This is a genomic window from Rhizobium sp. IBUN (assembly GCF_000510625.1).
Classification (GTDB): domain Bacteria; phylum Pseudomonadota; class Alphaproteobacteria; order Rhizobiales; family Rhizobiaceae; genus Rhizobium; species Rhizobium altiplani.
This window is the reverse complement of sequence record NZ_AZNV01000002.1, coordinates 342,191-356,177: the sequence shown is the minus strand read 5'-3', so window position 1 is coordinate 356,177 and position 13,987 is coordinate 342,191. Positions and strand designations below refer to the sequence as shown.

Below are 13,987 nucleotides of genomic sequence, written 5' to 3'. Positions count from 1 at the left end.
CCAGTGCCGAAATTCTCCGCCAATCTCTCCTTTCTTTACCAGGAACTTCCCTTCCTCGACCGCTTTGCCGCCGCCGAAAAAGACGGCTTCTGCGCGCTCGAATATCTCGGTCCCTACGCCGAGCCGAAGGAGAAGGTCGCAGACGCCCTGAAGGCAAGCGGTCTGAAGCAGGCGCTCTTCAACGTGCCCTCCGGCGACTGGGCTGGCGGCGAGCGCGGCATTGCCTGCCTGCCTGATCGCATCGACGAATTCCGCAACGGCGTCGCGCTCGCACTCGATTATGCCAAGGCTCTCGACTGCCCGCAGGTGAACGTCATCTCCGGTCTCGTGCCGAAGGGTGCCGAACCCCAAGTGCTGGAGAGGGTTCTGGTCGACAATCTGAAATATGCCGCCGCACGCGCCGCCGATGCCGGCGTGAAGCTGCTGATCGAGCCGATCAACCTGCGCGACATGCCCGACTTTTTCCTGTCGACGACGGAACATGCCGAACGGATCCTCGACAAGGTCGGCTCCGGTAATCTCTACATCCAGTACGATTTCTACCACATGCAGATCATGCAGGGTGACCTGATCCCGACCTTCACGCGGCTGCGTGACAGGATCGCGCATGTCCAGATCGCCGACAATCCCGGCCGCAATGAACCGGGCAGCGGGGAGATCAACTACCGTTTCATCTTCTCTGAACTCGACCGCCTTGGCTACGACGGTTGGGTCGGCTGCGAATACAAGCCGAAGGCCACCACCAGCGAAGGCCTCGGCTGGATGAAACCCTATCTCGAGTCAGGCGAAGTGGACATGATATGAATATCGGATTTATCGGACTGGGTGTCATGGGCCGCCCGATGGCGGAGCACCTGATCGATGCCGGCCATACTCTGCATCTGAGCCGAGTGAAGGAAAACTCCCAAAAGCTCGTCGCCAGGGGTGGCAAGTCCGCAGCCAGCGCAAAGGCGGTAGCGGAAGCCTCCGACATCGTCATCCTCATGCTGCCGGATACGCCCGATGTTGAGGCGGTGATTTTCGGTCCAGACGGCGTGGCATCAGGCCTGACCGAGGGCAAACTCGTCATCGACATGAGCTCGATCTCGCCGGTGGCCACCAAGGCTTTTGCCCGTCGCATCGAGGCACTCGGCTGCGACTATCTCGACGCGCCCGTTTCCGGCGGCGAAGTCGGCGCCAAGGCCGCCTCCCTGACGATCATGGTCGGCGGTCAGCAGCATGTCTTCGAGCGCGCTCGACCGCTGTTCGAGAAGATGGGCAAGAATATAACATTGATCGGTGGTGTCGGCGATGGCCAGACGGCCAAGGTCGCCAACCAGATCATCGTTGGACTGACAATCGAGGCGGTTGCTGAAGCCCTTCTCTTTGCCCGGTCCGCCGGTGCCGATCCGGCCAAGGTTCGCTCTGCTCTGATGGGCGGCTTTGCTTCCTCACGTATCCTCGAGGTACATGGCGAACGCATGGTCACGGAAGCCTTCGAGCCGGGGTTCCGCATCCGTCTGCACCGCAAGGACATGACACTGGCCGTCGACGCTGCCCGCGCCCTTGACCTCTCGCTACCGAACACCGCTGCAACGCAGCAACTGATGAACGCCGCGATTGCCAATGGCGACGGCGAGCGTGACCATTCCGCCCTCATCCGAACGCTCGATCTTCTTGCCGGAGGTCCGCGCTAAAGGAACCGCTCAAAACCAACCCCGGACATCATCGTCGTTTGCCCTGACCGGAGCGGGTCTCCGGACGCCGAAGGCATGTCCGGACGTGATTGAAAAGGACAGGACAATGCTCAGAAACGATATCCAGTTCCCTTATGGCGCCGTCTATTTCCGCAAGTCCAACCCGCCCCCCGAAGATTGGGAGCGCGACTACACGACGGCCCGTGAAGACGGCCTCAATATCTTCCGCCACTGGTTCATGTGGAGCGCGATCGAAACCGCACCCGGCATCTACGACTGGGAGGAATACGATCGCCAGATGGACCTTGCCGCAAAGAACGGGATCAAGACGGTCATTGCCGAACTGATCCATGCCGTGCCCGACTGGGCGGTGCGCAAATACGCCGATGCGCTTCAGGTCAATGCCGACGGCACGAAACTCGGATCCTACATGGGCGTCTCGGCGGCAACCGGCGGCTTTTCCAACAATGGCGGCGGCGCGGGCGCCTTGACGCTCAATTGCCCGGAGGTGAAGGAAGCGGCCGGCAAATTCCTGACGGCGCTTGCCTCCCGTTACAAGGATCATCCAGCGATCTACGGATACGATGTCTGGAACGAGTGCAACTATTCCGCCGATGTCGATTACAGTTCCTACGCCAAGGCTGCCTTCCGCATCTGGCTGGAGAAGAAATATGGCAGCCTGAAAGTGCTGGCGAAGGCGTGGAATCGCTATAGCTATGCCGATTGGGCGGATATCGAGCCGCCGGCTCATATGGCGCCCTACCCCGAATGCATCGACTGGCTGCAGTTCAAGCGCGACAATTTCTACGACCAGATGCAGTGGCGCATCGACACCATCCGCGCCGTCGACCAAAAGAACGTCATCGCCGCACACGGCATCTCCGGCTCGATCCCCAACATGGCGTCGAACGGCTGCGACGACTGGCTTGCCGCCTCCAAGGTCGAGGTCTACGGCTTCACCTGGATCCAGGCCCGCAAGGGCACTGAGCCCTGGAAGACCTGGTACGGTGTTGACATCAATCGGGCCGCGGCCCGCGGCAAGCCCTTCTGGCACGCCGAGCGTCAGGGCGGGCCGCTCTGGCTGCAGCCCCAGGTGATCGGTCGCGACAAGGAGGACGGCCGCGTTGCCGAGCCCGAGGATATCCGCATCTGGAGCATGACTTCGCTTGCCGGAGGCGCGCGCGGCGTGCTCAACCTGCGTTGGCGCCCACTGCTCGACGGTCCGCTGTTCGGCGCCTTCGGCGCCTATGGCATGGATGGTTCGCGAACGTCCCGCTCGGACATGCAAAGCGCCATGGCAAAATGGGCGAACGACCCGGCGCGAGCCGCTCTCTGGGAAGCCAAGCCGATACGCGGCGAGATCGGCATCCTCGTCGTGCGCGAGACCCAGGAATGGGATTATCTGCTGAATTACGACCGCAAGGAAAAGCCCTATCCGGAGGCCATGTGGGGCGCCTATCGCGCCTTCCTCGACAGCGGACTCCAGCCGGACTGGGTACACATCGACGATATCGACGCCTATGATTTCCTCTATTTCTCCTACCCCATCATGTTCACCGCGAAACAGGCGGACCAAATGAGAGCCTGGGTGGAAAAAGGCGGTACGCTGATCGCCGAGGCGTGTCCCGGTTATTTTGGCGATCGCGGTCGTGTGGGCACCGTGCAACCGAACCTTGGCCTCGACGCGGTCTTTGGTGTGCATGAGGAAACAGTCGAGTTCATGCCCGATATCGGGGACCGCATCCATTTCGACATGGACGGCCTTCCGGTTGACGGCGGCGGCCTTCTGCAATCCTACCGCCTGACCGGCGGTACCGGCCGCGGCCATTTCACGGACGGCCGCCTTGCCATCGTCGAGAACAGATACGGCAAGGGCCGAACGCTGTTGATCGGTACCAATCCCTCGGTCGCCTATTACCGCACCGACGGAAAGAAGAACGGCGCATTCTTCGCCACCCTGCTGGCCTGGAGCGGCCGCGCGAAGCACGTGACACTCGATAACAGCAATCTTTTTGCCAGAGTACACAAGGGTGAGAAAGGCAGCTTCCTCTGGCTGGTCAATCCAACACGGACATCTCAGTCAACGAGAGTGAAGCTCGCCGAAGGCCTGGGCCAGCCCGACTTCGCCGGACCTGTCTGGCCGGTCGACCAAATCCATGGTGACGGCAATATCGAGGTAGCGGCTCGTGACGTGTTGATCCTGCCTCTCCGTCCGAATTCCGTTTCGCAATGGTAGCCGGGTCATTGGCTACCGCGGGTCGGCCAGCAGTTCGAGGAAGTCGCACGGTTGGCCTGTTGTATATCGGCCCATGACGATCTTGCCCCCGCGTCTTTTCGCTGGTCGGAAGGACGCGCCGGTGCCCTATCGAACATCGGCGCGATCGCCGTCCTTCTCTACGACCTATAGTCTGGCGCCGTCACATCAAGTCTGCGCTTGAGGCTTTCCAGGTGCAAGCGGGCGCTTTCTGGGTCGCCTTCCCGCATCTGCTTTGCAGTGGCAGCGGCAATTTCCGGCTTCACCGGCAGCAAGGGTCGTCCTGTGCTCATGGCCTTCAACTGAGCCTCCGCCGCCCGCTCGAGATAATAGAGATCGTCCCAGGCCTCCGCGATGTTAGGCGCGCAGACCATGACGCCATGGTTTTTCATGAAGAGAATATCCTTGTCGCCAAGAACGGTTGCCAGACGATCGCCTTCCCGCTCATCGAGCGCAAGACCGTGATAGTCCGTGTCAACCGCGGTGCGTCCATAGAACTTCAACGCGGTCTGTCCGGCCCAGACAAGCGGTTCCCCCTCGATCATGCTGAGCGCCGTCGCATTCGGCATATGGGTGTGAAATGCCGCGCCAATGCGCGGCGCCATCTTGTGCAGGCGGGCATGAATGAAAAAGGCCGTCGCCTCCGGTTCACCATCGCCGGACAGCACATTGCCGTCGAAATCGCAAATCAGGAGACTGGAGGCCGTTGCCTCCTCGAAGGCCCAGCCGAGCCGGTTGACAAGAAAGAGGTCGGCATGTCCCGGCACGAGAGCGGAGAAATGATTGCATATCCCCTCTTCGAGGCCATGCCGTGCGGCTGCCCTCAGACAGGCGGCCAAATCCACGCGCGCCTGCCATACCTCCTGCGTGTCGAGGTCGGTGTTTCGCAGTATTGCCGGCGCCGACTGTCCGCGCTTGAGTTCATGGGCCATGACAAAATCTCCCTAAAAACAATTGGCCCTATTCCATCCAGCCTGCGGCGGAAAGCAAGTCGGGAAGCTCGTCAAGTCGGGCAATAATTGCGTCTGGCGCGTAGTGGGCAAGCGGCTTGCGGCCGGTTCCGCGGTCGACCCAGACCGTTTTGAAGCCAAGCTCCCTCGCCGCAGCGAGATCGAGATGAGGGCTCGCACAAACATGAACCAGTTGTTGCTTTTCGACACCAAGCTCTTGCCAGGCATATTGGAATATCTGTTTTGTCGGCTTGTAGGCTCCGGCCTGCTCCGCCGTGATCACCCGATCGACCCAACCGCCGAGTTGCGCGACATTTCCGGCTATGATCGCATCGTCCGTATTGGAGATAATGGCAAGTTTGAACCCCGCCGCCTTCAGTCTGGCCAATGTCTCAACCACCTCTGGAAAGGGCGGCATGCGGCTGATGGATGAGGTGAGAAGATCCGCGTCGCCGGGCGATACCTCGAGGGAGAATTCCTTCATCGCGAGCGCAAGTGCGGCCGCGCTTACATCCTGGAACGAACGGTGTGGGCGCTCCGTCTCGAGCCGATGCTCGTGCCGGTCGTACACGGCAATGAAGGCATCCCGGTCGATTGATCGCCTATTTCCTGCGAGAATCCTGTCCATTGCCGCAAGCAACCCTTCGTCCCACTGGATGAGGGTGCCATAGCAATCGAAGGTCAGCCATTCCGGGTGCGGTCCTGAAAATGTCATCTCGGTCTCCTGGTTGTTTCCAAGCAGGATTGACATCTGGCGCGATCATTTGGAAATTAAATGTCACCATATTTATTATTGGAAATTCAAATGAGCTTCGGTTTCGACCTCGACCTTCTGCGCACTTTTGCCGCCGTCGTCGAGACAGGCGGGTTTACACGGGCGGCTGAGCGCGTTCACCTCACGCAATCAACGATCAGCCAGCAGGTCAAGAAGCTCGAGACCAATCTTGGACGCACGCTTCTCATCCGCGACCGCGCCTCGGGCCGTGTGCGAACGACGGAGGAGGGTGAACTGCTGATGAGCTACGCCCGGCGGATACTGTCGATCTTGGCGGAGGCAGACGAAGCTCTGGGCCGCTCGGTCCCGGTTCCGAAGACCGTGCGGCTCGGCGTTCCGGAAGACTTTGCCGGGCGGCGGATGATTGACCTGCTCTCCGGCTTTGCGCGGACCACTTCACATACGAGGCTCGATACGATCAGCGGCTGGAGCTTCGAGTTGCGAAGGCTTCTTCAAGCGGGAGAGCTCGATCTAGCCCTTATCAAGCGCGAGCCGGGCGATGGCAGCTGTATTGCCAAGTGGGAGGAACCGCTAAGTTGGGTGGGTAGCCGAACCCTTTCCGGCGGGACCGATCCGATTCCGCTTGCGGTGTTCCCACCCGGGTGCATCTATCGCGAAAGGGCCATCCGGGCAATTGAGGAAAGCGGACGACGTTGGCGTATCGCCTATTCGAGCCAAGGCCTGATGGGAGTTCAGGCGGCCGTTGCATCCGGCCTCGGCATCAGCTTGCTTCCGGTCGATGCGATACTGCCCGAGCATCAGCCGTTGAACGGTGCTGACGGTTTTGCGCAGGAACCTGCGTCCGAACTTGCGCTGATCGCGGCCACAAGGAAGCTGGAACCGGCGGTCAAGGAGACGGCCGATTTTCTGATAGCGAACCTGACCGCGCTGAGGCGAAGCACCAAAACGCCGATCGCCCGCGTGAACTGATTTCGGCCCTGATTGCTGGGAGCACACACAAGGCCGTTTCGCAATGACCAAAACCCCGGCAACGTCGCACTTTGCTGCGCAGGATCGAAGACGTTTCAACTAGCAAACAAGCTCGAACACCTCGATCTGTTCGAAGCGGCCCTTGGCTTGCGCCAGTCCCAGAGACCGAAAACGGAACGCGTCTCCTGCCTTTGCGCTGATCGCCCCGCTTGCGAGGATAGAGGTGCCGAACTGCTTGTTCATGCCTTCCAGACGGGACGCCACGTTGACCGTATCGCCCATAGCCGTGTACTGGCGACGGGTCCGCGCACCAACACTGCCGACAACCGCCGGCCCGGTATGAAGACCGAACCGTGTGATGAATTCCGGGCGCCCCGAGGCTCGGTTAGCCATATTGAATTCGTCGATCGCCGCCTTTAGTGCCAGGGCGCAACGACAGCCGTTCTGCACGTGTTGAGGATCCGGCACCGGTGCGTTCCACATGCCGAAAATCGAGTCACCCAGATATTGGACGATAACTCCGTTGTGCTGCTCCACGATATCGTTCATCAACTGAAAATAGGACGAGAGCAGCGCAGTAACGCTTTCCGGCGAATACTGCTCCGAAATTGTCGTAAAATCCCGGATGTCGGTAAAAAGCAGGGTGACGTCCTGACGCGAGGCAACCGCGGTTTCGACTTTCCCGGCGCTGACGATCTTGCGTACAAGTTCCCGCGGCACATAGAGAGAAAAATTACGGATCGCGTCACGTGCTGCGGCAAGTGCGTTTGCGAGAATGTTGATCTCGGCGATCATGGAGCGGTAGGCTCCTTGTCCCTTGAAATCCAGATCCCCAATCTGCCTGGCTTCGGCAGCCAGAGAAAAGAGCGCATTGCTGATGAGCCGCGCGACGACGAGCGCTGCCACAATACCCGCAACAAGAACGGCACCGGCAATCATCAGTGTCTTGATCAGCAAGCGGTTGCTTGGACCGACAAAATCGTCGACAGGTGCCGCAATGACGAGCGTGTTGCCCTTGAGTAGCCCGGAAAACTCGACCGGCGAGATCTGGGCCATGTATGGCACCCCCGCAACCGAAAAATGCGCCACGCCTCCCCTGGTGCCGGCTTCCGTCAGCAGCAGTTGCCTGACTGCGTCGAAAGCCGGATCCCCTGAATACGGTGCAGCAACTTCATCGCGCGACGTATTGGAGAGCGTTTCGAGGATTAGAGCCATGATCGTCGGGTCAGAGTGGACGATCAGGCGCCGGTGATCGTCGAAAACATAGCCACGTGCATGTGCCGATATTGCTTCCTCGTTCAGCAGGCTGCTGATGGTTTCCAGAAGCACGTCTGCGCCCGCCACGACGCGCCTGTCCTTTTCCATCGGCGTGGCGAGGTCAGGCTCAGTGACTGCGTCGCGGCGGTGACATACGGGCCAACCGAGGCGGGCCCATCTTTTGCAACGGCAGCGCGATACCAGAGCCGTTGCCGAGGGTCGTAAGTCACGTTTTTGCTGTCGCGCTCGGCGAGCAGGTTGCCGTTGACATCCAGGAACCTCCAGGCGGACGTCATCCCTTCAGCGGATAGCCCAATGGTGATCAGCGCAAATGCTGTGCCGGACGGTGCTGAAAGGACTTGGCTCCATTTCGGATTGGTGAGGACACTGGCAGCCTGAATAAAGGAACCGTCCGGATAGCCGGCATACAAGCTGTCCAGTTTCGGTGACCCCTGCAGCGCCTTCAGCAGGAAGTCGCGCTTTGCGTCGAGCTCCGCCGGCGGCGCCGATACCATTGGTGCCAGGGCGGAGCTTGTCTCGATGGCGGAGTAGCCGCTGTCGAAGACGCTGCGATAGTGATCGAGCGCATGCAAGCTCAACAGCCGCATCTTCTCCTGCGCGGCATCGATCGCGGATGACCGCCCATCTTGGTATGTAAGCCACATCAGCGGCGTGCAGACGCTTACGAGCAGGAGTACGATCACGATGCTGAGGTGCAGGCGTAGCGGCTGGGACCAGGGCATCTCGGGATCGCTTCGCGAGGAAGACACTTTCACTTCCTCCACCTCAGGCCAACCTTTCTAAATCCTGTCGTGTCTTTGCCCTTGGCCATTCCTGAGGTCGCCGTATCCGTTTCACGGCCTTATCTTTCACCGATTTCGGGCCTGAGCAAGATGGATCGGCCACAGCTTCTCAGGCGTTCTTCGCGGTGGCGAATGTTATGCTCGCGTCACTCACATTGGCAACGTGTGAATAGGCTGCCTGCCCGGCCGCCGCCACATCTCCACGCATGATCGCCGTCACGATGACATCGTGCTCATCATAGGATTTGGCCAGGCGGCCGGGCAGGCGGAACTGCGCCCGGCGGAACGGTGCCAGTCGTGCGCGGGTTTGCGTCGCCAATTCGAAGATGTGCTCGTTATGGGCCCCACGATAAAGGCGAGTGTGAAACTCCGTGTTGTGCGCAGCATAGCCTTCTTCGGCTCCAGCGTGCACCAGTTTTGCCGAGGCCCGATGCTCGAGTTCGAGGGAGCGCCGCTCATCGACCGTCATGCGTTCGGCCGAGAGCCGTGCGCAGATGGCCTCCAATTCCGACATCGCCTCGAACATCGAATGCAGATAAGTCTCCGTCACGTTCGCGACGACGGCACTGCGGTTGGGCTCACGATCGACCAGCCCCATGGCGCCAAGTTCGCGCAGCGCCTCCCGGACCGGCGTGCGGGAGACATCGAAGCGGGCGGCCAGCGAGATCTCATCCATTCTCTCGCCGGGAACGAAAAGGCCGGTCACAATCATATCCGCGATGGCGCGAACCATCTGCTCGACGGTTGTGCCCGCCCTGATTACCTGCCTGCGCTTGATCTCTGCCACGATCCTGATTCTTGCTGCATCAACTGCATACAGATGCGGCCAGTTTGCCGACAAGTCAATTATCTTCTTGTTTCTAGAGGCATGGTGTTCCCCAGCGAGCTTTTGTGAAGGGCCAGACGACAAGGCGGATGAGTGAATAGTAATCAAAGACTAAATTTTGGTCATTCTGGCGGTAAAACTGCATACAGTTTGGACAAGCAAAACAGTGCGGCCAATATTGGTTACGATAATTCAATAACTTAGAATATGGCACAGTCATTGCATACACTTTTCTGCAACGTTTTTTTTCGAACCGGCCCTGGCCGCAAGGAGCATTCCGATGACCAAACTCCTTTCCATGAACCGCCGCCACTTCCTGCAGGTTTCCGCCGCCGGAGCACTCGCCTTGACGCCAGGCCTGCTGTCGGGCCGCGCTCTCGCCCAGACCGCACTCACCGTCGGCTTCATCTATGTCGGCCCCAAGGACGACTACGGCTACAACCAGGCCCATGCCGAAGGGGCGGCGGCGCTGAGGGCCCTGCCGGGCGTTACGATCGTAGAAGAAGAGAATGTCCCCGAAACCGTCGATGTCCAGAAGACGATGGAGTCGATGATCAACCTCGATGGCGCGGCACTGATCTTCCCGACGTCGTTCGGCTACTTCGACCCGCATATGCTGGCGATGGCGGCAAAGTACCCGGATGTGCAGTTCCGCCATTGCGGCGGCCTCTGGCAGGAGGGCAAGAACCCTGCAAACACGGGTTCGTATTTCGGCTATATCTTCCAGGGCCAATACCTGAACGGGGTCGCGGCTGGCTACACGTCGAAAAGCAAGAAGCTCGGCTTTGTCGCGGCCAAGCCCATTCCGCAGGTGCTGCAGAACATCAACGCCTTCCTGCTCGGGGCACGCTCGGTCGATCCCTCGATCACCTGCCAGGTCATCTTCACGGGCGAATGGTCGCTTGCCGTCAAGGAAGCCGAAGCGACCAACGCGCTGATCGACCAGGGCGCGGATGTTATCACCTGCCATGTCGACAGCCCGAAGGTTGTTGTCGAGACGGCAGCCGGTCGCGGCGCCTTCGTCTGCGGCTACCACGCAAACCAGAGCCCGCTTGCTCCTGAAAAATATCTGACCGGCGCCGAATGGGCGTGGGGCAACGTCTACACCGATTTTGTCAAGAAGGCCCAGGCCGGCGAGAAGCTCGGCAATTTCGTGCGCGGTGGCCTCAAGGATGGCTTCGTCAAGATGAGCCCGCTCGGACCTGCCGTGCCAGCCGAAGGACGGACGAAGTTCGACGCAACGCTCGCCGAAATGATGACCGGCAAGTTCTCCGTCTTCAAGGGGCCGATCAAGGACAACAAGGGCAACGTCGTCGTCACGCCCGACAAGAGCTATGCCGAAGATGCCATCGAGCTCGAGAGCATGGCGTATCTCGTGGAAGGCGTCGTCGGATCCACGGCCTGATCCGGAGGGAGAAGCGTCATGACAGTCGAGGCGAATACCTCAGCAATAGCCATCGCTTCCCAACGATCGTCCGCAGTAAGACCCATCCTTGAGTGGGTCGCACGGCGCGCAGAACCTGTCGTCATCAGTTGCGGCGCGATCCTGATCGGGCTGGCGCTCTTCTCCATCTTCATTCTCGTGATCGGCAAATCGCCGGTCACCTTGTTCCAATTGATGTACACAGGCGGCTTCGGCAGCTGGTTCTCGATCCAGAACAGCCTCAGCCGGGCCGCCCCCATTCTCCTGACGGCGCTTTGCGTCGCCTTGCCGGCGCGTCTCGGGCTCGTCATCATCGGCGGCGAGGGCGCGGTCGTATTGGGTGGCGTTGCTGCGGCGGCGGCCGCATTGCCGTTAGTCGGAACGCTGCCCGCCTTCCTTGTTCTGCTGGTGATGGCGGCGGCGGCGATGCTCGTTGGCGGCATCTGGATCGGTCTTGCAGGCTTCCTGCGGCACTATCGCGGGGTCAACGAGACCATTTCCTCGCTGCTGCTCGCCTATATCGCCATCGCCCTCATGAACCAGTTCGTCGAAGGACCACTGCGCGATCCGGCGAGCCTTAACAAACCTTCCACCACCCCCCTGCCCGCTGAATACATGCTCGGCAAGATACCCGGAATGGATGTGCACTGGGGGCTCGCAATCGGCGTCGTCGCCTGCATCATCTCGTGGGTGCTGATCGAGGTCACGAGCTATGGCTTCGCGGCGCGCATCGCCGGCGGCAATGTTCGCGCCGCGCAGATACAGGGGTTGCCGGTCGGCCGCCTGATCGTCGGCTTCACGGCGATCGCCGGCAGCTTCGCCGGTCTTGCCGGCATGATCGAGGTCGCCGCCGTCCAAGGCAGCGCCAATGCCTCGCTGGCGGCGGGCTACGGTTATACCGGCATCCTCGTCGCCTTCCTGGCGCGGCACAATCCACTGGCGATCATTCCGGTCGCCTTCCTGCTTGGCGGCATCGATGCGTCGGGTGGCCTCATCCAGCGCCGGATGGCCTTGCCTGACGCAACGGTCCTGGTGCTGCAAGGCACGCTATTCGTCGTCATCCTCTTTTGCGAGACCTTCTACGGTCGCTTCAAGATCTTCAATCCCGACCTCTGGAAAAGGAGCCCATGATGGAAGCGAGCGGCATCGGCATCTGGGGTGTACCCCTCGCCATCTTTGCGGGCGCGATCCGCGTCTCGACACCCTTCATCTTCGTCAGCCTCGGCGAGACCATCACCGAACGCTCTGGCCGCATCAACCTTGGCCTCGAAGGTACGCTGGTCTTCGGGGCGATGACGGCCTACGCGGTCGCCGTGCTGACCGGCTCGCCCTGGCTCGGCGTGCTGGCGGCCATGGGCTCCGGCACCGTCTTCGGCCTCGTGCACGGATGGATCTGCAAGTGGCCGAAGGTGAACGACATCGCGATCGGCATCGCGATGATGCAATTCGGGCTGGGACTGGCCTTCTTTCTCGGCAAGCCCTTCATTCAGCCGGCAGCACCGCATCTGCCGTCGATCCCGCTCGGTGCGTGGTCCAATCTTCCGCAGGTTCAGGCGGCACTGAACATCAATGTGCTCTTCATCGTGGGCGGCGCGCTGGCACTCTTCCTGTGGTGGGGGTTCAAGAAGACCCGTGTCGGTCTCGTATTGCGCGTTGTCGGCGACAGCACCGATGCGGCACGGGCGATGGGGATCGATCCGGATCGTGTCCGGCTGCTCGCCACCGGCGTCGGCGGATCGCTCGCCGCCTTGGGCGGGGCCTATCTCTCGCTCTACTATCCCGGCTCCTGGAACGAAGGCATTTCTTCCGGACAGGGCCTGATGGCGGTGGCGCTGGTGATCTTCGCGCGCTGGAACCCGATCGGCTGCTTCCTGGCCGCCCTTCTCTTCGGCGGCGCGGGCGCACTGGGTCCCGCCTTGCAGTCGGTCGGCGTCACGCAGGGCTACTACCTGTTCTATGCGGCTCCCTACGTGCTGACGCTCGTCATCCTCATTGCCACGTCCTCACCAACACGTTCGCTTGCCGGTGCCCCCGGCGCATTGTCGCTCACGAAATAGGGGATCTGCCATGAATGGTCTCGGCGGCCTTAACAAATCCGAACATGGCGTCGGTATCGGCCTGGTCCAGCTTCAGCTACCCGTTACGGTCACCAGGGAGGACCTTGCAAGGCAGACAGAGGTTATCGTCGACCTCGTCGGCAAGGCCCGTCGCAACCAGGCAGGCATGGATCTCGTCGTCTTCCCCGAGTATGCGCTGCATGGCCTGTCGATGGACATCAATCCCGAGATCATGTGTTCACTCGACGGGCCGGAGGTTGCTGCCTTCAAGAGAGCCTGCCGCGAAAACCGCATCTGGGGCTGTTTCTCGATCATGGAATTCAATCCGGATGGGATGCCGCACAATTCGGGCATCGTCATCGACGACAGAGGCGAACTGAAACTCCATTATCGCAAGATGCATCCATGGGTGCCGGTCGAGCCCTGGGAGCCTGGCAACTTCGGCATTCCGGTGATCGAGGGACCGAAAGGCGCGAAGCTCGCACTGATCATCTGCCATGACGGGATGTTTCCGGAGATGGCCCGGGAGTGCGCCTACAAGGGCGCGGAGATCATGATCCGGACAGCGGGCTATACCGCTCCGATCCGCGACAGCTGGAAGTTCACCAACCAGTCAAACGCCTTCTGCAATCTGATGGTGACCGCCAGCGTCTGCATGTGCGGTTCGGACGGCACGTTCGACTCCATGGGCGAAGGCATGATCTGCAATTTCGACGGCACGATCATCGCCCACGGCACGTCCGGTCGCCCGAACGAGATCATCACCGCCGAGGTCCGGCCTGACCTGGTGCGTGAGGCGCGGCGCAGCTGGGGCGTCGAGAACAATATCTACCAGTTCGGCCATCGCGGTTATGTCGCCGTCGCCGGTGGCGCGGGGGACGCGCCTTACAGCTACATGCACGATCTCATCGCGGGCCGGTACCGGTTGCCCTGGGAAGATGAGGTCAAGGTCGTCGACGGCACGTCCTGCGGCTTCGACAAGCCGGCGCGGCGCTATGGCGAAACTTTCAAACTTGCGGGCGAATAGGAGAAGACG

13 protein-coding genes are annotated in these 13,987 nt (G+C 60.7%); 8 read left to right on the top strand and 5 right to left on the bottom strand.

Features of this window, described 5'->3' with window-relative positions:
- Positions 1 to 3 precede the first annotated feature (3 nt).
- The 3 genes from otnI to RHIBUN_RS0103770 all read left to right on the top strand — a co-directional run bounded on the left by otnI (position 4) and on the right by RHIBUN_RS0103770 (position 3,912).
- Entirely contained in the window at positions 4 to 804 is an 801-nt protein-coding gene (gene otnI / locus RHIBUN_RS0103780; RefSeq protein WP_025658517.1) for a 2-oxo-tetronate isomerase, read from the top strand.
- Entirely contained in the window at positions 801 to 1,676 is an 876-nt protein-coding gene (locus RHIBUN_RS0103775) for a 2-hydroxy-3-oxopropionate reductase (RefSeq protein WP_025658516.1), read from the top strand. The genes otnI and RHIBUN_RS0103775 overlap by 4 nt, the downstream gene beginning before the upstream one ends.
- A 106-nt stretch (positions 1,677 to 1,782) precedes the next feature.
- Positions 1,783 to 3,912, top strand: a complete 2,130-nt coding sequence (locus RHIBUN_RS0103770; RefSeq protein WP_025658515.1) for a beta-galactosidase — start codon at positions 1,783 to 1,785, stop codon at positions 3,910 to 3,912.
- A gap of 158 nt (positions 3,913 to 4,070) precedes the next feature.
- On the opposite strand, the gene RHIBUN_RS0103765 is transcribed toward RHIBUN_RS0103770, so the two are convergent.
- Both RHIBUN_RS0103765 and RHIBUN_RS0103760 read right to left on the bottom strand, forming a co-directional pair.
- Positions 4,071 to 4,862, bottom strand: coding sequence for an aldolase (locus RHIBUN_RS0103765; protein WP_025658514.1), 792 nt, complete (start codon positions 4,860 to 4,862; stop codon positions 4,071 to 4,073).
- 28 nt (positions 4,863 to 4,890) lie between these two features.
- Positions 4,891 to 5,595: a haloacid dehalogenase type II gene (locus tag RHIBUN_RS0103760; RefSeq protein WP_025658513.1), complete on the bottom strand. Its 705-nt coding sequence runs from the start codon at positions 5,593 to 5,595 to the stop codon at positions 4,891 to 4,893.
- Between the two features lie 90 nt (positions 5,596 to 5,685).
- Here RHIBUN_RS0103760 and RHIBUN_RS0103755 point away from each other — a divergent pair, with 90 nt between their 5' ends.
- Complete coding sequence (locus tag RHIBUN_RS0103755) at positions 5,686 to 6,585, top strand: LysR family transcriptional regulator (protein WP_025658512.1); 900 nt, start codon at positions 5,686 to 5,688, stop codon at positions 6,583 to 6,585.
- A 99-nt stretch (positions 6,586 to 6,684) separates the two neighbouring features.
- Here the strand turns inward: RHIBUN_RS0103755 and RHIBUN_RS37185 are convergent, their stop codons facing one another.
- The 3 genes from RHIBUN_RS37185 to RHIBUN_RS0103745 form a co-directional block, all read right to left on the bottom strand.
- Entirely contained in the window at positions 6,685 to 7,929 is a 1,245-nt protein-coding gene (locus RHIBUN_RS37185; protein ID WP_245271624.1) for an adenylate/guanylate cyclase domain-containing protein, read from the bottom strand.
- On the bottom strand, positions 7,884 to 8,612 hold the full coding sequence (locus RHIBUN_RS37180) for a hypothetical protein (protein ID WP_245271623.1): 729 nt from the start codon (positions 8,610 to 8,612) through the stop codon (positions 7,884 to 7,886). The genes RHIBUN_RS37185 and RHIBUN_RS37180 overlap by 46 nt, the downstream gene beginning before the upstream one ends.
- A 142-nt stretch (positions 8,613 to 8,754) precedes the next feature.
- Positions 8,755 to 9,432, bottom strand: coding sequence for a GntR family transcriptional regulator (locus RHIBUN_RS0103745; protein ID WP_025658511.1), 678 nt, complete (start codon positions 9,430 to 9,432; stop codon positions 8,755 to 8,757).
- A 319-nt stretch (positions 9,433 to 9,751) separates the two neighbouring features.
- Here RHIBUN_RS0103745 and RHIBUN_RS0103740 point away from each other — a divergent pair, with 319 nt between their 5' ends.
- Genes RHIBUN_RS0103740 through RHIBUN_RS0103725 form a run of 4 tightly spaced genes read left to right on the top strand, consistent with a single transcriptional unit; the run spans position 9,752 to position 13,978 of the window.
- Positions 9,752 to 10,876 carry a BMP family ABC transporter substrate-binding protein gene (locus tag RHIBUN_RS0103740; RefSeq protein ID WP_025658510.1) on the top strand — a complete coding sequence of 375 codons (1,125 nt, stop codon included), beginning with the start codon at positions 9,752 to 9,754 and terminating at the stop codon, positions 10,874 to 10,876.
- Between the two features lie 18 nt (positions 10,877 to 10,894).
- Complete coding sequence (locus tag RHIBUN_RS0103735; protein WP_025658509.1) at positions 10,895 to 12,025, top strand: ABC transporter permease; 1,131 nt, start codon at positions 10,895 to 10,897, stop codon at positions 12,023 to 12,025.
- Positions 12,025 to 12,951, top strand: a complete 927-nt coding sequence (locus RHIBUN_RS0103730; protein WP_025658508.1) for an ABC transporter permease — start codon at positions 12,025 to 12,027, stop codon at positions 12,949 to 12,951. The genes RHIBUN_RS0103735 and RHIBUN_RS0103730 overlap by 1 nt, the downstream gene beginning before the upstream one ends.
- 10 nt (positions 12,952 to 12,961) lie before the next feature.
- Entirely contained in the window at positions 12,962 to 13,978 is a 1,017-nt protein-coding gene (locus tag RHIBUN_RS0103725; protein ID WP_025658507.1) for a formamidase, read from the top strand.
- Positions 13,979 to 13,987 lie beyond the last annotated feature (9 nt).